At 72.5% G+C, this 21529-nt stretch carries 14 protein-coding genes; 6 read left to right on the top strand and 8 right to left on the bottom strand.

What is annotated here, in order from left to right:
* Positions 1–145: 145 nt before the first annotated feature.
* Complete coding sequence (locus G569_RS0104910) at positions 146–6595, bottom strand: RHS repeat-associated core domain-containing protein (RefSeq protein WP_028062594.1); 6450 nt, start codon at positions 6593–6595, stop codon at positions 146–148.
* 108 nt (positions 6596–6703) lie between these two features.
* On the opposite strand from G569_RS0104910, the gene G569_RS0104905 reads away from it, so the two are divergent.
* Together G569_RS0104905 and G569_RS0104900 are read left to right on the top strand one after the other, a co-directional pair.
* Positions 6704–7936, top strand: coding sequence for a hypothetical protein (locus tag G569_RS0104905; protein WP_028062593.1), 1233 nt, complete (start codon positions 6704–6706; stop codon positions 7934–7936).
* A gap of 51 nt (positions 7937–7987) precedes the next feature.
* Positions 7988–10588, top strand: coding sequence for a hypothetical protein (locus G569_RS0104900; protein ID WP_028062592.1), 2601 nt, complete (start codon positions 7988–7990; stop codon positions 10586–10588).
* On the opposite strand, the gene G569_RS0104895 is transcribed toward G569_RS0104900, so the two are convergent.
* Entirely contained in the window at positions 10569–11783 is a 1215-nt protein-coding gene (locus tag G569_RS0104895; protein ID WP_157591823.1) for a M14 family metallopeptidase, read from the bottom strand. The two genes, G569_RS0104900 and G569_RS0104895, sit on opposite strands and share 20 nt — an antisense overlap.
* A gap of 457 nt (positions 11784–12240) precedes the next feature.
* Here G569_RS0104895 and G569_RS0104890 point away from each other — a divergent pair, with 457 nt between their 5' ends.
* Positions 12241–13128 (top strand): hypothetical protein, encoded by an 888-nt coding sequence (locus tag G569_RS0104890; protein ID WP_064750279.1) that lies wholly within the window; start codon positions 12241–12243, stop codon positions 13126–13128.
* Here G569_RS0104890 and G569_RS0104885 read toward each other — a convergent pair.
* Positions 13125–13424, bottom strand: a complete 300-nt coding sequence (locus G569_RS0104885) for a hypothetical protein (RefSeq protein WP_028062589.1) — start codon at positions 13422–13424, stop codon at positions 13125–13127. The two genes, G569_RS0104890 and G569_RS0104885, sit on opposite strands and share 4 nt — an antisense overlap.
* A 139-nt stretch (positions 13425–13563) precedes the next feature.
* On the opposite strand from G569_RS0104885, the gene G569_RS0104880 reads away from it, so the two are divergent.
* Positions 13564–14478 carry a hypothetical protein gene (locus G569_RS0104880; protein ID WP_028062588.1) on the top strand — a complete coding sequence of 305 codons (915 nt, stop codon included), beginning with the start codon at positions 13564–13566 and terminating at the stop codon, positions 14476–14478.
* Here G569_RS0104880 and G569_RS0104875 read toward each other — a convergent pair.
* Positions 14475–14885, bottom strand: a complete 411-nt coding sequence (locus tag G569_RS0104875; protein ID WP_028062587.1) for a hypothetical protein — start codon at positions 14883–14885, stop codon at positions 14475–14477. The two genes, G569_RS0104880 and G569_RS0104875, sit on opposite strands and share 4 nt — an antisense overlap.
* A gap of 67 nt (positions 14886–14952) precedes the next feature.
* Positions 14953–16290: an ATP-binding protein gene (locus G569_RS0104870; RefSeq protein WP_245602403.1), complete on the bottom strand. Its 1338-nt coding sequence runs from the start codon at positions 16288–16290 to the stop codon at positions 14953–14955.
* A gap of 74 nt (positions 16291–16364) precedes the next feature.
* Here G569_RS0104870 and G569_RS0104865 point away from each other — a divergent pair, with 74 nt between their 5' ends.
* On the top strand, positions 16365–16706 hold the full coding sequence (locus G569_RS0104865; RefSeq protein ID WP_028062585.1) for a DUF427 domain-containing protein: 342 nt from the start codon (positions 16365–16367) through the stop codon (positions 16704–16706).
* 59 nt (positions 16707–16765) lie between these two features.
* On the top strand, positions 16766–17101 hold the full coding sequence (locus G569_RS0104860; RefSeq protein ID WP_053225868.1) for a cupredoxin domain-containing protein: 336 nt from the start codon (positions 16766–16768) through the stop codon (positions 17099–17101).
* On the opposite strand, the gene G569_RS0104855 is transcribed toward G569_RS0104860, so the two are convergent.
* The 3 genes from G569_RS0104855 to G569_RS0104845 are packed head-to-tail and all read right to left on the bottom strand — an operon-like array spanning position 17094 to position 21469.
* Positions 17094–18710: a protein kinase family protein gene (locus tag G569_RS0104855; RefSeq protein ID WP_028062583.1), complete on the bottom strand. Its 1617-nt coding sequence runs from the start codon at positions 18708–18710 to the stop codon at positions 17094–17096. The two genes, G569_RS0104860 and G569_RS0104855, sit on opposite strands and share 8 nt — an antisense overlap.
* Positions 18682–20811: a serine/threonine-protein kinase gene (locus G569_RS57270; protein ID WP_053225867.1), complete on the bottom strand. Its 2130-nt coding sequence runs from the start codon at positions 20809–20811 to the stop codon at positions 18682–18684. Before G569_RS57270 ends, G569_RS0104855 begins: the two co-directional genes overlap by 29 nt.
* Positions 20798–21469: an FHA domain-containing protein gene (locus tag G569_RS0104845; protein ID WP_157591822.1), complete on the bottom strand. Its 672-nt coding sequence runs from the start codon at positions 21467–21469 to the stop codon at positions 20798–20800. The genes G569_RS57270 and G569_RS0104845 overlap by 14 nt, the downstream gene beginning before the upstream one ends.
* Positions 21470–21529: the final 60 nt, after the last annotated feature.

Below are 21529 nucleotides of genomic sequence, written 5' to 3'. Positions count from 1 at the left end.
GGTCGGTCCGACCGCCGTGGTGCAGCCGCCAGTGACTCGGGACGCCCGCGCTCGCGATGCGGCCCTCTGGGCCGTGAGCCGCGTGGGTGGCGCGAGGCGCGGCGGATGTGCCGCGGCGGGCGTACCGGTATTCGTCAACCGGCTCCTAGATGAAGGCGAACTTCTTGCAGCCCTTGAGGCCGATCTTGCCCTCCAGCCGGGCGCCGGGCATGGGGAGGTCGTTCTGGCCGCCGCCCACCGAGATCGAGCCGGTGGTGTCGATGCCGGCGGTGCCCCAGCCGTACATCACCTTCGCGCCCGCCTTGGCGTTCATGCAGCCGAGGTCGAGCTCGCCGCCGACGGTGCCGCCGACCATGCCCAGCTTGCCGGTGAGCTCGGCGAAGGCCGACGCGCCGGTGTCCGCGGCTCCGCCCATGACGTCGACGTCGAGGCCGCCGCCGGCGCCGAGGCCGCCCTCGACGCAGACCGACCAGTCGGCGTCCCAGTCGAGCTTGTTGTCGCGGCAGAACTGGATGCCGCCGCCGAAGGTGGCGTACATCGACCAGCCGACGCAGGCGAGGCCCGAGGGATCGCGCTGGGTGACCGGGTTGTTGCCCGCGTACGTGTAGAGGTTCTCCGCGCTGCCGCGGAAGAACGTCGGGTCGCTCGCGGTGAAGCGGCCGGCCGCGGGGTCGTAGTCGCGGGCGCCGAAGCGCACGAGCCCGGTGGCGGCGTCGCGCAGACCGCCGGCGTAGCCGATCGGCAGCTCGAACGCGCCGCTCACATCGGTCTCGACGCCGAACGAGTCATACGTCACCTTGCGCACGACCGAGCCGTCGGAGGCGCGCACGACCAGCCGCGGCGAGCCGACGGCGTCGGTCCCCACGTAGTAGCGCTCGCCGCCGCGCTCGGCCGCGAAGAGGCGGTCGTCGGCGTCGTAGTAGTAGGTCGTGACGGCACCGTCGGCGGCGACGGTCGCGGTCACCTGGAACGTGTTCGCGGGGTTGCCGTACAGGTACTTCGTCGTCCCCGCCGCCGTGCGCCGCCCGAAGGCGTCGTACGCGTACGTGGTCGTCGTCCCGCCCACGGTGGAGGACAGCAGCTCGCCGTCGCGCGAGTAGCTGAACGTGTCGGCGCCGCGGCCGGTGAGGAACCCGTCGGCGTCCCATGTGTAGGCCTTGCCGCCGCGCGACGTGAGCCGGTCGCGGTCGTCGAACGCCGCGCCGTCGCCCATCCGGTTGCCGGACGCGTCGTAGGCGTTGTCCTCCAGCAGCGTCGCCCCGCGCTTGACGGTGCGCAGCTGGCCGGAGCCGTCGTACGTGTACGCCAGCGCGTCGGCGGCGCCCTCGACGCGCTCCTCGCGGGCAGTGGCATGGCCGGTGTTGTCGAACGTCAACTTCTGGAAGAAGCGCTCGGTGCCATTGACGGACAGCGTGCGGGTCGCCGGACGGCCGTTGGTGTCATAGGCGTACGTGAGCGCGAGCTTGCCGTCGGTGATCTTCGACACCGCGCCCGCCGGGCCGGAGCGCTCGATCGTGAACGGCCCGGTCTTGGTCGCCAGGCGGTCGCCGTCGAAGGCGAGCGCGCGGGTGATCTCCGTCGCACCGACGGTGAGCTTCTCGCTCGTCGGCAGGATGCGGTCGCCGATCGTGTACTCGTACTTGCCGGCCGCCGCACCGGTGAACTCCAGCGACGCGGGCATGATGCCGTCGTACTTGTACGTGATTCCCTGCACGCCGCCGCCACCGGCCAGCGTGCGGGTCGCGGTGTCATAGCGGTCGAGGTCGCCGTCGTAGGCGAACGCGCGCGTCGTCTGCACATGGTCCTCGCTCTTCAGCCGCCCGGCCGCGTCGAACCCGTTGGCCTGGGTGGCACCGCTGGGCAGCTTGGTCGCGTCGAGCGTGCGCTCGGTCGAGTACGTCCGGTCGTACGCGCTCGCGCCCGGCGGCGTGTAGGACTTCGAGCGGTCGTCTCCGGTCGAGCCGAACGTATGCACCTTCCCGCGCGGCGTCGTCAGCGACTTCACGTTGCCGTTGGCGTCGTAGGCGTACTTGTAGACCCGGTTGCCGGGCAGGCGCTTCTCGATGACACGGTCGGCGTCGTCGTAGACGTACGAGACCGCGTTGCCGGCGGCGTCGGTGCTCGACGCCAGCCGGTACTTGTCGTCGTAGGCGAACGTCGTCTGCTCGCTGCCCTGCTTCATCGTCTTCGGACGCCCGAGCGCGTCGTAGGTGTAGTCGATCGCGTTCACGCCGGTGCCGAGCGTCTGCTTGATCACGCGGCCCTTGGCGTCGAGCGTCTGCACCGTCTCGCGGCCCTCGGCGCTGCGCTGCGTGACCTGCGAGTTCGCGTACGTCCACGACGACTGCTTGCCGTCGATGTCGAACGTCGTCCGCAGCTGGTTGATCGCGAACGGGTTGCGCGGCTCGCTCAGCGCGACGCTGTCGGTCCGCTTGGTCCGCGTCGTCTTGCCGCTCGGCGTCGTGACCGTCTTGTCGGCGACGATCTGCACCTGCGGCCCCCAGCGCGGGTCCGCCGCGTACTCGACCGCGGTCTTCGTCCCGTCGGGCTCGGTCAGCGTCGTGATGCCGTCGACGCCGACGACCGACGTGCTCTTGGCCCCGCTGGGCTGCTGCACCGTGCGGCGGCGGTCGCCGTTGGCGAGCACCTCCATCGAGTACTTCGTGACCTTCCCGCCCGCGGTCGTGATCGCCACGGTCGGGCCGAACTCGCCCTCGGTGCGGGTGAGCGTGCGCTCCTCGCCGTCGGCGCCGCGGTGGCGCGTCAGGCGCCCGTCGGCGTCGTAGTCGAAGCGCGTCGTGCCGCCTTCGGGCTTCTTGAAGCTCGCCAGCAGCCCGCCCGCGTGGTAGGTCAGCGTGTGCGCCTTGCCGGCGGGATCGGTGACGCTTTCAAGCCACCCGCCATTGATCGCCAGCGCCGTGCGCTGCCCGCCGGGGGCGACGATCGCGGTCGCGACGCCGGCGCCGTCGCGCTCGATCTTCGTCCGGTTGCCGTTCATGTCGACCACGCCGACGAGCCGCTTGGCCGCGTCGTACTCGAACGTCTTCGTCACCACGCCGGTCAGGCCGTCGCGGGTGCGCAGGTGACGCCCGAGGCGGTCGAACTCGTAGACCTCGAGGCCGTCCGAGGACGGCAGCGCGAGCCCTTCGGCGTCGAAGCCGGGCAGCGGCGGCGCGACCTTGCGGATCAGGTAGCGGCCGTCGGCGAACGTCACGCCGCCGTCGCCGTCGATCCCGATCGTCGTCGAGTGGTTGGAGATGCACACGCTCGACGCGCTCTCGCCGTCCGGGCGACCGGCGCCGCAGGTGCCGAGCATGCGCCCCGCCGCCTGGCGCAGGATGCCGTCCTCGTCGATCTTGAGGATCACCGACGCGGACGGGCTGACATCGTTGCCGAGCGAGCGGATGTAGACGGTGCCGTCGTTCGCCGCGGCGATCGAGTACGGGGTGTCGATGTAGGAGGTGTTGGCCTTGCCGCCGGTGGCGATCTTGCCGCGCTCCGTGCGGTCGCCCTTGCCCGCGAAGCGGGTGGCCATGCCATCCGGGGCGATCCGGATCACGAGCTTCTCGAAGCCCATGGCGATGTAGATCGAGCCGTCGGGGCCGACGGCGACGCCACGCGGGTCGCCGTTGAGGCTGACATCGGCGGCGGGGATGCCCGTCAGGCCGACCGTCTTGGTCCCGGCGCCCGCGACGGTGGTCACGATGCCGTCGGGCGCGAGCTTGCGCAGGCGGCCCTTGTAGCCGTTGGTCGGGCCGTTGCGCTCGACCCAGTAGATCGTCCCGTCGGGCGCGGTCGTCATGTCGTAGATCTGGCCCAGGTGCGCCTCGAGCGCGGGCTTGCCGTCGTTGAGCGGCCGCTGGCGATCGGTCGCCGAGCCGGCGATCGTCACGACCTTCGAGCCGTCCGGGGACACGCGGCGGATCGTGTTCGCGTAGTTGTCGATCGAGTAGCCGGCGATCAGCAGCGCGCCGTCCGGCGCGGCCGCCAGCGCGGAGATCGTGCCCAGGCTCGCGTCCTTGGCGGGGCCGCCCTCGCCGGTGATCTCCGACGCCTTGTTGCCGTTGCCGGCGAACGCGTAGATCTTGCCGTCGCGGCTGATCCGGAAGATGTCGTTGCGGTTGAGCCCGTTGTGGAGGTACAGGTTGCCGTCGGGGGAGCGGACGTAGTCGCCCATGTAGTCGACGTTGGCCTCGGTCGCGAGCTGGCCGTCCTTCGGGTAGTTCGCGCCGCCACGGCCGGAGCCGACGCCGGTGTTGGTCGTGCCCGCGACCTTGACGACGACCGGCGGGAGCGCCTCGGCGCGGGTCGTCGCGCCGTCGCCGCGGTGCAGCGCGCGCTCGACCGGGTCGTAGGCGTGGTGGTCGGAGAGCGACCAGCCGCCGAGGCCGTTGGCCGCCCGCGCGTCCCACGAGCCGATCGCCCGCGTGATCGTCTGGCCGACCGGGACACCGCAGAAGAAGTGCGTGTCCATGTTGCCGGAGACGTTCCCGCACGCGTAGCGGCCGTCGAACACCTGCGAGTCCGAGCCGAACTGGCTGAAGCTCGACTGCCACTCGTCCGTGTCGGCGCCGTAGTAGTTGAACTCGTAGACGTAGATGACCTGGATCGTCGCCGTCACGCGGCCGTTGACCGTTCGGTCATAGGCGTCCTTGCCGTCCCACTTGAACGGCATGCTGATGTTGGGTGTGATGAGCGGATAGTCCTTGCAGGTGCTCGCCCCGGTGGTGGGGAAGTTCGGGTCGCACCAGCGCTTCTCGATCTTCTCGCCGCCGACGTCGATCGTCAGCTGCACGCCCTTCAGGCGCGGCGGGACGGTCGGGCCGACGATCGGGATCTGGATCGTCTCGTCGACCTTCCAGCCCGGCGTGCGGTCGGTCGAGTAGTTGAGGGTCATGCCGGTGCCGGTGACCGGGATCGCCTCCTGCAGCGTCTGGGTCTCGCAGCCGATCGCCGAGCCCTTCTGCTGGCACGGGTCGTTCGGGTCCTTCCACTCGAACTCCTTCAGCTGCGGCGGGCGCGCGCCCGGCGGCGGGCCGTAGGGCCAGTTGTGGTCCCAGGGCGTGAAGTGGGTGATCAGGACGCGCCACAGCTCCTGCCCGGGCTCGTACAGCGCCGCGATCTGCTTGCGTTCGTCGTCGGTGATCCCGAGGCCCGTGTCGGCCTGGCCGTTGCCGTCGGTGTCGACGCCGGCGATGCCGCCGGCCTCGGACACGACCTTGATGACGCGGCCGTCGTTGCCGCCCTTCCACGAGCCGTCGGTGCGGTCGTAGTAGCCGGTCGGGACGGCGCTGCCCACCGGCGCGCCGATGAAGTTCTCGGTGTAGTTGATCAGCGGCTTGTCGAAGTCCACCTGGGTCGCGCCCGCGGCGAGCGCGGCGTCGACGCTGAACTCGGCGGCGTACGTGTAGCCCGAGTTGGCGGGGAGCGAGCCCGGCATCGCCTCGTCGCCCTGGTCGCCGTAGGTGAACTCGGTGACGCGGACCTTGAGCTCGTCGAGCGCCTTCGTGGTGCTGTTGGGCAGCTTCATCGAGCCCTGGACGCCCTTCGGGAACAGCAGCGTCCCGCGGCGGTTGCCGTCCTTGTCGGACGACGTCGTGCCGCGGACGACCTGGAACGGCTCGGCGGAGTCCGGGTCGATCGTCTTGACGTTCGGGTCGACCGGGACCATGACGACGTCGTCGAGCGTCTCGTAGTCCTGCCAGTTCGGGGCGAGCGTGCGCTGGACCGGCAGGAAGCCGGCCACGACGAACGAGAGCGTGATGCCGCCGCCGTTGACGGCGATGTCGAACTGGCCGTCGGCGCGCGTGTTGGTCTCGCCCAGCTCCGGGTGATCGAGCACGGTGACGCGGACGCCGCCGATCGGCTCCCCGACGCGATCCTGCACCTTGCCCTTGAGCACGGCGACCTGCTTGTCGCTGATCGCGCCGGGCGCGACGTCACGCTGGATCGGGTTGGCGCCGGTGTAGAGGAACTTGGTCGAGTCATAGACGCTCGTCGCGGCGCCCGGATCGAGCGGCGGGGCGGCGTCCTTGGGGTCCTCGACGACGGGGTCCGGCGTGGGCGTCGGGTTCGGCCCGCCCGGGGTGGGCGTGGCGGTTGGGTTGTCCGGCGGCAGCGGGGCCGGGCCCGGCGGCAGGTTGACGGTGTCGCCCGAGGGCCGGGCCGGCGGGGCGGGCGCGGCGCTCGTGCCCTTGACGGCCACGGTGGCGCCCGTCGTGCACGCCTTGCCGATGCAGGCCGTCAGCTTGTAGGTGCCGGCCGCCGCGGTCTTCGGGACCGTGACCTTTCCTTTGACGGTGGCCGACGTGCGGGCCTTCAACGCCTTGACCTTCAAGCTCCCGTTGAGCTTGAGCTTTGACAGCGAGACGCTGACCGTCTGCGCCTTGGCCTTGCGCTTGCCGGGGTTCTTCACCGTGACGCTGACCGTGAACGCGTCGCCGGGAGCGACCGTCGCGGGGGCGCCGGAGAGCTTCGAGAGCTTCAGCGCAGGCGCCTTGGCGGCCGCCGCAACGTCGGTGCCGAGCAGCGCGAACAGCGCGGTGAGCAGCCAGATGGCCGCCCTCCGTGCTCGCCGTGCATCCGTGCAGGTCATTCCGGAGCGTCTCCTTGCCGTTTCATAAAGTCCCGGCTTAGGAGAGTGCTGGGCGGAGGCGCTCGCCGCATCGGAGGTTTCCCTAGTCGTGTGGTGTGGGTTCCTCCCTTGACGCCGTCGTTAGAGCCCCATGAGAATGGCGCCACGCGCGAACGACGCAGACACCGCCCGCCGGACCAGCTCGCCAAGGACGGTCCGGCGCCCGCGCAGCCTGCTCCGGCGGCGCTGCTCCTCGCGGTCCAGCGTGGCGCGGGCAACCAGGCGGCGGGGCGGCTGGCGCGGCGCCGCGAGCAGGCACCGGCGACGCTCGCGCCCCCGTTCACCGTCGGATCGATCGTCTCCGGCGACTTCATGGTCACGGTCGAGATCGCCGCCCAGCATGAGGTGGGTGACGGCTGGGAGACCGAGCAGGAGGCCGCGGTGGCCGCGGCGTCGGGCGGGCAGATCGGCGTCGTCGTCCAGGACGCCGAAGGCCGTCTGCGCGCGTTCGAGACCGACATGGTCCCGTTCGATTCGCCCGCCCACTCGGTGCCGGCGATGCTCCCGGTCGGCCGCGTGGTCCGCTTCGCGCGGGTCTCGTCGCCCAAGGAGCCGATGTCGTGGCTCGACCAGCAGGCGTACATCCGCGACCTCAACGGGTCCGGCGAGCCCGAGCGCGTACTGCTCGCCCGCCGGATGCTGTGCGGCCTGCTCGTCTCCGAGGTCGGGCTGCGAGCCGATGACGTCAACGACAGCACCGAGGGCGGCCCGCTGGCGGGGAAGGTCAACGTCAACATCGACCTCGCCGACGCGCGCGGTCACGCCGGCAAGCCCGGTCCGGTGCCCTGCGACCGCACGACGCCGCTCGAGGAGCCGATGCTGGAGATCGGCCCGCTGGCGTTCAACAACCCGATCTCGCTGCGCGGGACGGTCCTGCACGAGTTCGAGCACATCCACCACACCGAGAAGGCGATCGAGGCGGTCGGGCGCTGGCGGGCGACGGAGCCGCGCGACGACTTCCCCGTGTGGCTCGACAAACAGCTCAAACGCGGCAAGATCTCGGCGCTCGACCATGGCGTCATCCGCGAGCAGGTCTCCAGCGGCACCGAGGCGACCGAGTCGCTCGCCTACCTGACCGGGTTCATGGCGACCTATCACCTGCGCCCGCTCGACGACATCGAGCTCTTCACGTCGCTGGTGCACCTCGCCGACGAGTGGCCGCGGGCCGGGCATGCCGTGCAGGAGGAGACGATCACGCAGCTGCTCGCGTATCGCGAAGGGCTCGAGACACCGCACAAGGACGCCCTCGACGCGTTCGTCGCCCCGCGCCGCACCGAGCTGTTCTGGAACCGCTTGCCCTAGGAGTCCGCGGACCGCAAGTTTCTGGTCGCGGCGGCGTTTGCGTGCTTCGTGATGAACCGCATGCCCCAGGTCGCCGTCGCGCTCTTCTTCGCCCTCTCGGCCCCAGCCCACGCCTCCTTCACCGTCACGCCGTCCGTGCTCCAGGCCGGCGCCCACGCCTCAGTGGCGATCCACGCCGACTTCGCGACCACGCCGTCGCACGTCGCGCTGCACTTCCCACCCGGCCTCGTCGGGAACCCGAACGCCGCCGACCGGTGCCCGATCGCGACCTTCGAGAACGGGGTCTGCCCGGCGGGCTCCCGCGTCGGCAGCGTCGTCGCGACGCCGCGCTTGGCCGTCCCGATCCCAGGCGACGTCTACAACCTCGAGCCGCAGCCGGGCGAGCCGGCACGTCTCGGCATCTCGGTCATCGGCCTGATCAAGAACCAGGCCGCGATCGCGTTGCGGCCCGACGGCGGGCTCGACTCGACGATCGCGGCGCTGGAGCCCGGCCCGCTCGGCCTGGCCGCGCTCGATCTCACGCTCAACAGCGCGTTCATGACGCTGCCGACCTCATGCATCCCGGCGACGACGAGGATCGACGCGGACGCGACCGCTTCGGCGACGTTCACGCCGACCGGCTGCGCGACCGTCCCGTTCGCCCCGAAGGTGGCCGCGAAGCTCGACACCACGCAGCGGGTCGTCCCCAGCGGCGCGACCGTCACGCTGACGCTGCCCGAAGGGAACTCGCACGTGCGCCGCGCCGAGATCGCGCTGCCGGTCGGGACGACGCTCTCGCCCGGGGTCGCCAACGGCCTCGAGGCGTGCACCGACGCGCAGTTCGCCTCCGACGCCGGCTGCCCCGCCGGGTCGCAGGTCGGCACGGTCAGCTTCATCACGCCGCTGCTTCCCGCCTTGAGCGGAAAGGTCTACTTCGGCGACGGCTACCGGCTGTACGTCGTGGTCGCCGGCAGCGGGGTGCTGGTCAAGCTGCCCGGCGACGTGAAGCTCGACCCCGCGACGGGCCAGATCACGACCGTGTTCGACAACCTGCCGCAGGTCCCGTTCACGTCCTTCGCACTGTCCTTCCAGGGCGGGCCGAAGGCGGTCCTCGCCAACCCGGTCGCGTGCGGCGAGAAGGTCGTCTCCGCGCTGCTGACGCCATGGAGCGGAACCGCGCCGAGGACCGCGACCGCGACGTTCACGATCGACGCCGACGGCAAGGGCGGCGCCTGCACGGCGGCCGCGTTCGCGCCGTCGCTGCGCACGACGGCGGAGTCGACCCTCGCGGGGCGGCCCGCCGGTGCGGTGACGCTCGAGATCTCGCGCCCGGACGGCTCGCAGGACCTCTCGCGGGTCACGACCGAGATGCCGCCGGGCTTGGCGGGGTCGCTGAAGGGCGTGCCGGTCTGCTCGGACGCGTCGGCCGCGGCGGGTGCGTGTCCGGCGGCGTCGCGGGTCGGCACGGTCAGCTCGGTCGCGGGGACGGGCGACGCGCCGGTGACGCTGGCGGGCGCCGTCTACCTGACCGGCGCGTACGACGGCGGCTTCGCCGGCCTGGCGATCGTCATCCCAGGCAAGGTCGGCCCGGTCGACCTCGGCACGGTGATCGTGCGCGGGAGCATCGCGCTGCGCGCCGACGGCGGGCTGACCGTGCGCACGACGCCGCTGCCGCGGCTGATCGGCGGCGTCCCGGTCTCGATCCGGAGTCTCGCCCTCACCTTCGACCGCCCCGGGTTCATCCTCAACGCCTCCAGTTGCGCGCCGAAGGCCGTGCGGGCCGTTCTGGAGGGCGTCGACGGCGCGACCGCGACCGTCGAGGCGCCGTACCAGGCGACCGACTGCGCCGGGCTGCCGTTCTCGCCGCGGATCGAGGCCGTGGCGGGCAAGCGCGGGGCGACCGCCGTCGGCGCGGCGCCGCCGCTGCGGGTGACCGTGCTCGTGCCGGCCGGTCAGGCGGCGACGTCGGTGGCCAACGTCGGGCTGCCGCCCGCGCTCGGCATCGACCTCAAGCGCCTCGCCAAGGCCTGCAGTCCGACCGCGTTCGCCGCCGGGAGCTGTCCCGCGACCGCGCGGATCGGGAGCGCGACCGCGACGACGCCGCTGCTGCCGACCGCGCTCACCAGCCCGGTGACGTTCGCGGCGCCGGAGGCGGGCGCGCTTCCCGGCCTGTCGCTGAGCCTCTCCGGCGCGGTGACGCTCCCGCTGTTCGGCAACGTCGGGCTGCCGGGCAAGGACGGCGTGATCCACAACACGTTCGCCGGCATCCCGGATGTGCCGCTCGAGCGCTTCGACCTCGCCTTCACCGGCGGGGCGACGATGCCGTTGGTGATCAAGAAGGACCTCTGCCGCGGCGCGCGCCAGAAGGTGCAGGGCGCCTTCACCGGCCACAACGGCACCGTGGCGAACGTCAGCGCGCCGCTGCAGGTCGACGGCTGCCCGCCGGTCGTGTCGCTCAAGCGACGTGCGCATCGGCTGACCGTCCGCATCACGGCGGGGCGCGACGCGCCGGCGTTCAAGTCGGCGGCCCTCACCGCGCCGGGCGCGAAGAAGCGCAGCGTGAAGGCGCGCCAGACGCTCACGCTGAAGAAGCTGCCCGGCAAGAAGGCGATCGTGCTGGTCGTCAAGGACAAGGCGAACCAGTCCTGGACGTTCAAGGTGAAGGTGAAGTAGGCGGCGGCCCGAGGAAGATCTCCAGCAGCGCGTCGCGGTGCGCCTCCTCGACGGCCTTCGCGTCGACGTCGGACACGCCGGTCCCGGCGTACTGCGGGATCTCGACCGTGATCGTCGTGATCGCGCCGCGCGTGGGCGTCTTCACGGGTGCCCAGTCGCCCAGGGAGGTGCCCTCGACGCCCGCCGCGGCCGGGTCGTAGTGCACGGTCTCGTTAAAGCGCTTCTTCCCGCCGACGTTGCCCATGAACGGGTCCTGCGCGCCGCCCTGCAGCGTCGCGGGCGCGCGCTTCTGCGCGTGGTGGAGCATCTCGGTGGCGAGGCGGTCGTCCTCCGCGATCTCCGCCGCCGTGCCCTTGCGCGGGTCCACGAAGACGCCGGGGTCGTTGCCGGGCCGACCCGTCCCGGGGTCGCGGCCCTTGACCTCCGGCCTGGCCTTGACGGCGGGCTTGCCGTCCTTGGCCGGCTGGCCCTCGACGCCCGGCTTGGCCTCGACCCCGGGGTCGAGGAAGTGGGCGTGGACGCTGGCGATCCGCTCGGGCTTGAAGCGCTCGATGAGCTGGATCAGCACCCGGTTCTCCGGCAGGATCGTGTCGGTCGCGTGGTCGCCCTTCGGCTTGCGCGGACCCTCCTTGCCAGGCGGGTCGAACTTGAGCTCGGAGTCGCCGCCGGTGGCGCGCTTGCGGGCGTCGGCGTAGTCCTCGCCCGGCATCGGGAACGTCCGGTTGGGCTCGATCCCGGTCTTGTTGACCTCCGCGGCCGAGTCGCCGGGCGCGCGCGGCACGTAGCGGCGGTCCTTGACCTTCGGGAGCTTGCTCTCATGCGTGCGCGCGATCAGCTTCGGGACCAGGATGACCGTGAAGTACGGCGGCTTCCCGGCGGCGCTGCGCTTGGTGAGCTCGGCGCGCAGGCTCTCGACGACCGCGACTCCTTGCGGCTCCGAGCCGTGCACGCCGCCGATGATCAGCGCGCGCCGCTCGGTCACGCCCGGGAAGTAGTACGCGTGCACCGGCGGGGGGAGCGTGGCCGCCGCGCCGGCCTCGGCCGGATAGGGAAGGTCGGCCTCGCCGGCCTTCGACCCCCACTTGAACTCGTCGCGCGCCAGCACGGAGCGCAACAACCGCGCCGTCGCCTGGTTGCCCGCCGTGCGCTGCATGGCAAGCACCCGCTCCCGCGCGGACGCCGGCGCCTCGGGCACCTCGCCCGCCTTCGCGGGTCCCGGCTCGTGCTGCTGCTCGCTTTCCCGTCTCGGTCCCAGCGTGCTTCGACGCTACCGATGCCGAGAGGCGGGATGGGAATTCAAGCTCGAGCCGCAGGCGCGCGATACAACGTCCGTGATGAGGGTCTTCGTCGCCGCCGCCGCGGCGGTCCTGCTGCTGGCCGCGCCCGCCGAGGCGCGGCTGCGCCCCGTGAGTGCCTTGAAGGCGACCGCGAAGGGCGCGAGCGTGAAGCTCACGTGGAAGGACCGGGCGACCGGCGAGACCCGCTACGAGGTGCGGCGCGCCGGGCTCAGCGCGCGGGTGGGGCGCAACCGCACGTCGTACGTGGACAAGCGCGCGAAGGCCGGGACGGCGTATCGCTACAGCGTGCGCGCGTGCCGCGGCAAGCGCTGCGCGACGGCGCGTCGCGTGGGGTTCACGCTGCCCGCGCCGAAGCTGCCGGCGCCGCCTGACCCGCCCGCGCCCGCCCCGCCTGGGGACCCGTTCGCGGGCAGCCCGGTGATCGGCGGGTGCCCGATCTTCCCCAAGGACAACCCGTGGAACACGGACGTGTCGCAGTACCCCGTCGACACGTCGCACGACTACGTCGGGTCGCTCGGCTCGATGGTGCTCTGGCCGGACTTCGGCGGGGACGGCGAGTACGGCATTCCCTACGTGAGCGTGCCGTTCACGCAGCCGCTCGTCCCGATCGCGTTCGAGGAGGCCGACGAGTCCGACCCAGGTCCGTATCCGGTCCCGCCGGACGCGCCGGTCGAGGGCGGCGGCGACCGCCACGTGCTGACGCTGCGCCAGGGCGACTGCAAACTCTTCGAGCTCTACGCGGCCGCCAAGGAGGGCGCCGGCTGGAGCGCGTACAGCGGCGCGGTCTGGGACCTGAAGTCCAACGCGCTGCGGCCGGAGCGCTGGACCTCCGCCGACGCCGCCGGCCTGCCGATGCTGCCTGGGCTCGCCCGCCGCGAGGAGGCCGACGCGGGCGTGATCAACCACGCGCTGCGGATCACCGTGCCGACGACGCAGAAGGCGTACATCCACCCGGCGACCCACTGGGCGTCGTCGAACACCGACCCGAACCAGCCGCCGATGGGGCTGCGCCTGCGGTTGAAGGCGAGCTACGACATCAGCGGCCTGCGCGGTCAGGCGAAGGTCGTCGCGCAGGCGCTGAAGACCTACGGCGCGATCGTGGCCGACAACGCCGGCTCACCGCGCGTCTACGTCTCAGGCGCCGTCGACCGCGGCTGGAACGACGAGGACCTCAACGGGATCAAGCGGATTCCGGCGAGCGCCTTGGAGGCCGTGGTGACCAACCCGGTCGTCCGCCCCTAGCCCGGCGCATACACGCGGAAGAGGTTCTTCCCGCGCGAGCAGGACGCCGCCCAGTCCTGGTTCTGGCTCTCGTGGCCGCGGAAGCAGTGCCACGGCGGGGCGATCGTGCCGTTGCGCAGGAACTTCGACGCGACGCTGCGGGCGGTCTTGCAGGCGACCGGGCCCTTGACGACGTCGACCTGGTACCTCACGCCGTCGATCCGCGGCGTCAGGCCGCACTGGCGGGTGCCGGCGGCGTGGGCGGGGGTCGCGGCGAGGCCGGCGGCGACCGCGAGCAGGGGAAGCCATTTACGCACGCCGCCACGCTACGGGGCAGGCGGAGCGCCGACAATCGGATCGCCACCCTGAACATTTGCCGCGATGGACCCTGGGGTGGTGCATTTCACCCTCGGGGGTGGCTCGGATGAACGTCGCGTGTGCCATGGTCGATGGGTGATGAAGAAGCCGATCGCGCTGATGCTCCTGCTCGCGAGCACATTGACGGTGGCCGCGTGCGGCACCGATGAACCCACGTCCTCCGGCGGCGGTGGCGGCTCGTCCGCGAACGCGCCGACGCCCGCCGAGATGCTCACCAAGGCCATCACGGAGACGACCAACCAGAAGTCCGCCGCCTTCCAGGTGATCGCGAACGTCTCCGGCGCTTCCGACGATCCCCAGATCAAGCCGTTCCTGGAGAAGCCGATCAAGGTCGACATCTCCGGCAAGGGCAGCCCGACGGCCGTCGACGTCTCCGGCAAGGCCAACGTGGGCGGGCAGGACTACCAGATGGCCGCCCGCGCGAACGAGGCGAAGACCTTCATCCAGTTCATGAACACGTGGTACGGCCCGGAAGACGGCATCAAGAGCACCACGCAGAGCACCGGGACGGACCCCGCCGAGCTCAAGCAGGCCCTGCTCAAGCTGCGCCAGTACGGCAACGACGTCCTCAAGGGCGAGGTCACCGAGGGTGACGAGGTCGACGGCCAGAAGACCTGGAAGTTCACCGGCGGGCTGAACCCGGACGGCATCGTCAAGGTCGCCGAGGCCGAGGGCAAGCCGATGAGCGCCGACGATCAGGCCGGGCTGCGCGCGATCGCGCCGCTCGTCAAGCTCACCTTCTCGACCGGCCAGGAAGACGGCCTGTTCCGCGAGTTCGGCATGAAGTTCGCGCTCAACGAGCAGCAGATCAAGGTCCTGAACTCCGCCAGTTCCGGCAGCTCGCCCGTCCCGCTGAAGGCGCTCGCCGTCGACTTCACGCTCAAGCTGTCCGACTACGGCACCGACGTGAAGATCGAGGAGCCCGCGAACCCGCAGCCGACGAAGGCGCTCGGCGGCGCGCTGCTCGGGGCCTTCTTCTCGATGACCGGCTAAGGAGCCGGCTGGTACGCGGGCAGCAGCTCGTCGAGCGTCAGCGCCGCGGTCCTCAGGGCCGCGGCGGCCTTGACCGCCTCGACCGGGCCGCCCGCCACGCCCACCCCGTCGACGGCCGTGGCGATGGCCAGCAGGGAGGCCTGCAGGTTCGTCACCGCCAGACCCGCGGTGGCGATCTCGAGGTCGAGCGCCTCCGAGCGCTCGAGCTCGCCGGCCATCCACGCGATCTCACCGACCGCGACGGCGGCGCCGACCGCGATCCGGCTCACGTGCGCGGCGACGCGCTCGACCTTGCCCGCGCGCTCGGCGCGGGCGGCGTCCATGGCCTCGTCGACGGCCAGCGTGGCGGCGTGGTTGGCCAGCGCGACGATCGAGGCGACGATCTGTCCGGGGTTCAAGTGGCTCACGTCCCAGGTATCGGAGCCCTCCCTCAAGCCACGGTCGTGCGGAAGTCAAGAATCGCTCAAGCCGCGATCACGGACCGAGCAGCGCGAGCGGGACGACGGCGATCCCGTCGGGCCGGCGATACGCCGTCGGGCCGGTGGTGACGATGACGCGATCGAGAACCCGGTCTCCGAGCTTCTCGTGAAGCCATCGCAGGTGCTTGCCGTCATCGCCGGACACCGCGCGCGCCAGCTTCACCTCGACGGCCACGACACACCCGTCCGCGCGTTCGACGACCAGGTCGATCTCCTGTCGCCCGCGGGCGGTCCGGAGGTGCTTGAGCTTCGCCTCGTTGTGCGCCGCGTACGTGTGCAGTGACTGCGTCGCCAGGCTTTCGAAGAGCGCTCCGAGCAGGGTGCCATCGCGGGCGAACGCCGGCCCTGCGCTCCCGCCCGCCAGGAGCGTGTCGGACTGCACGCCGAGCAATCGCGCCGCGAGGGCAGGGTCGGCCAGTTGGTGCTTCGGCGCCTGTCCGAGCTCGTTGAGCCGGTTGTTGCTGGGGATCCAGGCCGGAACGTCATCGAGGATCCAGACGCGCGTGAGGGCATCGCGGTACGCCTGGGTGGCGGTGCGGGACGGCTTGTGGTCGCTCCCGGCGGTCGCGGCGTCGCGGATCGTCTCGAAGGCGGCCGTCGTCGACACCGCGGCGGCATACGCCGCCATCCACCGGCGCAGCGCGGCAGGATTGCGGATCACCACGCCCGCATCGTCCGGGATGTCCCGGTCGACGACACGATCGAGATAGCCGTCGAGTTGCGCGCGTCGAGCCCGGCCCGAGAGATGACGGAGCCCGGGCAGGCCGGACGCCAGGATCTCATCGACGTAGTCGGTGAGCGTCACCTCGGTCGTGCCGAGGATCTCGGGCGACGTGCCGGTCAGCAGATCACGCAAGCCGACCGTCACGGTGCCGTGTCGCTCGCTCAGAGCCAGCGGGCGCATCCTCACCGTGACGATTCTCCCGGCTCCTGAATGGGTCGGCGGCGCGCCCGGGAGGGCGGAACCGGTCAGGAGGAAGCTCCCAGGCGCGGCCCCGTCGTCGACGGCGCGCCGCACGAGGTCCCACACCTGGGGGAGGCGTTGCCACTCATCGATGAGCACTGGCGATTCGCCCAGGATGAGGCGGGCCGGATCGGCTTCGGCCACCGCCAACTCGGCGGGATCGTCCAGGCGGTGCACGGTGCGTGAGCGCTCAAGCGCGGTGCGTGTCTTTCCCACGCCTTTGGGGCCCTCGATGGCGATCGCCGGCAGTGCCGGGAGCAGCTCGTCGAGTTCGTCATCGACGACGCGGCGAGCATATGAGGCCCCTGGCATGCAGCAACAGTACCATTTCGGCAGAGTGAAAAATACAGATGCGGCAGATTCTGCCAATCATTTGCGGCACCTCGTGGAAGACGATCTCGGCGGGTTGAGGGCCGGGAAGCTGCATGCGCAACCATGTAGGTATGGCTTCCACTGCCCATCGCATCTCCACCCACCCGAGCGAGCACAAGGTCCGCGTCGAGCACAACGGCGAGGTGCTCGCTGAGTCCACGCGCGCGATCGCGCTCGAGGAGACCGGGCTGCCGACCCGCTACTACCTGCCGCGCGAGGACATCCGGATGGAGCTCCTCACACCGACCGACACGACCTCGCACTGCCCGTACAAGGGCGACGCGTCCTACTACTCGGCGCCGGGCGCGAAGGACGCGTTCTGGGTGTACGAGAACCCGTCCGAGGTGGACGCCAAGCCGATCGAGGGGTTGCTGGCGCCGTGGCCGGGGCGGGTCGAGGTGATCGTGGAATAACGCGCGCCGCGGGGGCGTCCGGCTTGGTAGTCGAGCCAAACTTTCGAAGGAGCCCTTCCATGCTGCGCAAGCTGTCCGCGGTGGCCGTCGCCGCGTCGCTGGCCACCGCCGTCGCCGTCGTCCCCGCTGCTCAGGCGGGTTCGGCCAAGACCGTCTCGGTCAAGAACAACTCGTTCTCGCCGGGCACGGTGTCGATCAAGAAGGGCGGCAAGGTCACGTGGAAGTGGACCCAGGGCGGCGTGCCGCACAACGTGACCCCCGCGAGCGGCGGGAAGGGTTCCGCCACGTCGTCCAAGAAGGGCTTCACGTTCTCCAAGACGTTCTCGAAGGCGGGGACGTTCAAGTACGTCTGCACGATCCACTCCTCGATGAAGGTGACCGTCAAGGTCAGCTGAGCAGGAGGAGGTCGCGCGCACCCACCCGGTAGGTGTGCGCGACCGTGCCGCCGCCCGGGTTGCGCCAGCGCACCTCGGGCGTCGGCTCACCGGTGTCCTGACCGCTCGTCGTGAACGCGTCGAGCCGGCCGCGCGGGTCGGCGCCGGCGAGCGGTGCGCGGGCGAGTCGCGTGTCCCCGCGCAGGAGATCGAGCGCCACGCCGCCGGTCTCGAGTCGCGTGACCGCAAGGGTCCGGACCTCGCCCGTACGGAGCGCGACCTCGCTGCGCGCGACGATCCGTCCCGTCGGCGCGGTGCGCGCGGCGGTCCCGGTGAGCGTCGCGGGCCGGTTGCTGGTCGCGCCGCGGACGAAGTCGGCGCGCACCTGCAACTCCGCGTCCACGCCGCGTTCGGCGCGGCGCAGGCCGTAGCGCAGCGGGCCGGAGAACCGGTTGGTGTGGCCGGCCGTGTCGCGAACCCCGAGCGCGGCTCCCGGCGTGAGCTCGACCGCGATCCGATCGCCCGGTTGCACCGGTAGATCGGCGGGCAGCGCGTGCGGCCCCGTGTCATCGACGTGCACGTACGGCGTGCTCGCGACAGCGATGAAGCGACCGCCGCGCTCGCGCACGACCTGCAGCGCCAGGTCCCCGCTCGCCCCGCGCACCGCCCATCCGCGCAGCGCGCCCCGCGCGGGCACGACGACACCGTCCTGCATCACGCTGCACGCCCGCGACGCCCCGCTCGGCGCCCGCCCGGCACAGTCGACGGACCGCACCCCGCCGCCGTCGAGCGCACTGCCCAACCCGGTCGCGCCCTCCGCCACCGGAGGGACATGATCAGCCCGCGCCGCGACCACCGCGAGGCCGCCCGCGACGAGCACCGCGAGGGCCGCGGCCGCGCGCCACGGGCGCCCGGAGAGGCCGCGTCCGCGTCCGCGCCGCGCCTCACCCGGCGCCGCGTCCACGCCGCGCGCCGCCTCACCCGGCGCCGCGTCCACGCCGCGCGCCGCCTCACCCGGCGCCGCGTCCACGCCGCGCGCCGCCTCACCCGGCGCCGCGTCCACGCCGCGCGCCGCCTCACCCGGCGCCGCGTCCACGCCGCGCGCCGCCTCACCCGGCGCCGCACCCACGCCGCGCGCCGCCTCGCCGCCGCGCGCCTCGTACGTCTCTCGCAGCGCCGCGAGCGCGGCGCGGTCGTCTTCCGGCGTCGCGTCCGGTGGGCCGAAGCCGAAGTCGGTGAGGAGCGCGTGGCCGCGGGCGTCCACGAGGACGCTGCCCGCGGTCAGCGCGCCGTGGACGAGGCCCTGTGCGTGGACTGCGGCGAGGGTCCGCTCGATCTCGTCGAAGACCTCAGGCGGGTGCGGCGCGCCCAGCGAGCGCCCGTCGACGAGCTGCATCGCGATCAGCAGGTCGCCGTCGCTCTCGCCGACGGCGTAGAGCGTGACGACGCCCGGCAGGCGCGGCCAGGCGGCGGGGCGGAACGGCGTCGCGGGGAGGCGCTTGAGGGCGACGCGGCGGTCGAGGCCGAGCTGCGTCGCCTCGTGGACGACGCCGCGGGTGCCGCGGCCGAGCTCGCGCTCGAGCCGGTAGCCCGCGGCGAAATCAGTAGACGAACTCGAACTCGCGGGCATACGCGACGTAGAAGTGGCTGAGGATGCGCGCGCTGTCCTCGTTGGCGTACTCGAGGTCGATGTCGAGCTGCTCGCGCTCGGATGGCTCGGCGGACACGTCGAACGCGATCAGCCGCCCGCCGTGTGGTCGCAGCTCCGGCACGTCGATCCGCGCCACACGCCGGCGCCCGGCGTACAGGTCGAGCGCGAACCGGTCACCGACCTCGACGAGCGCCACGTCCGCCCGCCGCCCATCCGTGAAGCGCGCGCGGCGCCGCGCGCGGTCGCTCCCCGACGGCGCGTTCGCCGCCGCCGCCCCGTTGAGCTGCGCGGGGACGTGTTGGCTGGCGCCGGGCAGCAACTCGACGCGCAGGAGGACCTCGCCACGCTCACCCGCCAGCGGCGCCTGACGCCCGCGGATGCGCCCGGGCCAGCGGCTGGTCGCCGCGCCGGCCACGGACCGCTCGCCGATCGCCGATCCCGGCAGGACGGTGACACCGACCAGGTCGCCGCGGTCGACGGCGAGGTCGGTGACGAACGCGTGCGGCCCCGCGTCGGTCACGAACTCGTGCCGTGAGTTCGACACCGCGAAGAACCCGCCCTCCCGCTCGCGCAGCACGGTCAACGCCAACTCGCCACGCGCCGACCGCACGCCCCAGCGCCGGATCACGCCGCCCTCCGGCACGACGAGCGTCGCGTCCGGCAACGCGGTCTGCAAGAGCGTGCACCCGCCAGGACAGACCCGCGCGACCCCAGGCTGCGCAAGATCGCTCCCGAGCACCGTGGTCCCGCGCAAGGGCGGCAACGCAGGCGCCGCCGCACCGTCGCCGCGCAGCATCCAGGCGATCGCGCCGCCGACCAGCGCGGCGAGAAGCAGCGCCGCCGCGACGAGCCCGCGACGGCCGCGGGCGGGCCGCGAGGTCCCCGCGGCGGGTGAGGAGTGGGCGGGCGCGGGGTCGCCCGGCGTGTCGTGGCGCGCAGTGCCGGCGGACGCCGGATCGGCGGGCGCGGCGGGCCGCGTGGTGCCGCGCGGCACGGGGTTCGGCGGCGCGGGGTCGGTCGGCGCGGCGGGCCGCATGGTGCCGCGCGGCACGGGGTCTGGCGGCGCGGGGTCGCGCGGCGTGTCGTGGCGCGCCGTGCCGGCGGACGCCGGATCGGCGGGCGCGGCGGGCCGCGTGGTGCCGCGCGGCACGCGGTCTGGAGCCGTGTCGCCGGCCGGCGGGCGGGCGAAGCGGGCGCTCGGGGCCGTGGTGGTCGCCGCCGCCGGCGGCGACGCGCGCGGTGGGGGTGGGCCGAGCGTCGGGTCGACGAGCGCGGCCACTTCCTCCACCAGCGCGGTCGCGGACGTGGGCCGCTCGGCCGGGTCCTTGGCGAGCGCGCGCTCGAAGACCGCGTCGAGCTTGCCTCCAAGCGCGGGCCGGCGCGCCGAAACGCGCGGCGGCGGCTCGCTGGTGTGCGCGAACAGGACGCCCGCGGCCGTCGGGCGCCCGAAGACGACCGAGCCCGTCAGGCAGTGGAAGAGCAGCGCGGCGAACGAGTAGCGGTCCGAGGCGGGCGTCGCGGGCTCGCCACGCGCGACCTCCGGCGCCAGGTAGGCGAGCGTGCCGAGGATCCGGCCCGGGGCGGTGAGACCGCTGCCGGCGCCGCCGCGGGTCAGGCCGAAGTCGGCGAGGTAGGCGTGGTCGCCGTCGACGAGGACGTTGCCCGGTTTCACGTCGCGGTGCACCAACCCCGCCGAATGCGCCGCGTCGAGCGCCGACGCGACCTGCGCGCCCACCCACAACGCCCGCCCCGCGTCGACCTCGCCCGCCGCCAAGAGCGCCGAGAGCGACGGCCCGCGCACCAGCAGCATCGCGAGGTACAGCCCGAACGAAGACGACCCGCTCTCGTACACCGTCACCACGTTCGGGTGCTCGAGCGAGGCCTGCAGCCGCCCCTCGCGGCGGAAGCGTGTGACGAAGTCGGGGTCCGCGGCGAGCTCGGCCGACAGGATCTTCACGGCCGCCGGGCGTCCGAGCGTCGAGTGCGTCGCCGAATACACGACGGCCATCCCCCCGCGCCCGAGCAGCTCCCCGAGCCGGTAGCCGCCGACGATCGCGCCCGAGAGCTCAGTCGCGAGCATCGCCGATCGTCACCAGGCCGGCGTCCAGAGCGCGGCGGGCGAGCTCTGCGCGCTTGGCGTTCTGCGGCAGGTCCTCGACGTCCAGCTTGCGGAACAGCGACCGGATGTGGGTCTTGACGCCCGCCGAAGTCAAGCTCAACCGGTCCGCGATGACCGCGTTCGGCGCGGGTGCCGCGGGCGCCCCGCCCGCGACGAGCAGCGGCACACACAACGCGACGAGCACGCGACGTTCGGCCTCTGTCAACCGCACGATCTCCGCCGCGCTCGCCGCCGCCGTGCTCTCCACGCCGACGACGGGCGCCCGGAACACCAGCGCCGTCCGGCCCACCCGCAGCACGTCGCCGTCGCGCAGCCGCCGCCGCCCGAGCACGCGCTCGCCGTTCAAGAAGCAGCCGTTGCGGGAGAGCCCATCGTCGCTCACGGTCCACGCCGCGCCCACCCGCGAGAGCTCGAAATGCGTCCGCGAGACCTCGCGATCCCACGCCAGCACGACGTCGTTCCCCTCAGCCCGCCCGGCCGTCACCGACGACACGGACCCGAGCCCCAGGAACCGAAGGTCGCCGAGCTCGCGCCACGCGAGGAACGGCTCCCCGCGCTCCTCCATCGCCCGCAGCGCGACCAGCTCCGCCGGGGACAACGAGTGTGGAGGGAAGCCCACGAGCGCGAGTATCTCCGCCAGGGATGGTGAATGCCAGCCCGTTGGCTCCTAGGCCGCGCG

The organism is Solirubrobacter soli DSM 22325 (assembly GCF_000423665.1).
Lineage (GTDB): Bacteria > Actinomycetota > Thermoleophilia > Solirubrobacterales > Solirubrobacteraceae > Solirubrobacter > Solirubrobacter soli.
The sequence above is the reverse complement of the archived record's forward strand: the minus strand, read 5'-3'. Positions and strand labels throughout refer to the sequence as shown.

Coding starts and splice junctions, on each gene's coding strand:
- G569_RS0104910 (WP_028062594.1), bottom strand. CDS start 6,595: ATGACCTGCACGGATGCACGGCGAGCACGGAGGGCGGCCATCTGGCTG.
- G569_RS57270 (WP_053225867.1), bottom strand. CDS start 20,811: ATGCTCGCGACTGAGCTCTCGGGCGCGATCGTCGGCGGCTACCGGCTC.
- G569_RS0104855 (WP_028062583.1), bottom strand. CDS start 18,710: ATGCCCGCGAGTTCGAGTTCGTCTACTGATTTCGCCGCGGGCTACCGG.
- G569_RS0104900 (WP_028062592.1), top strand. CDS start 7,988: ATGAACCGCATGCCCCAGGTCGCCGTCGCGCTCTTCTTCGCCCTCTCG.
- G569_RS0104865 (WP_028062585.1), top strand. CDS start 16,365: ATGGCTTCCACTGCCCATCGCATCTCCACCCACCCGAGCGAGCACAAG.
- G569_RS0104860 (WP_053225868.1), top strand. CDS start 16,766: ATGCTGCGCAAGCTGTCCGCGGTGGCCGTCGCCGCGTCGCTGGCCACC.
- G569_RS0104880 (WP_028062588.1), top strand. CDS start 13,564: ATGAAGAAGCCGATCGCGCTGATGCTCCTGCTCGCGAGCACATTGACG.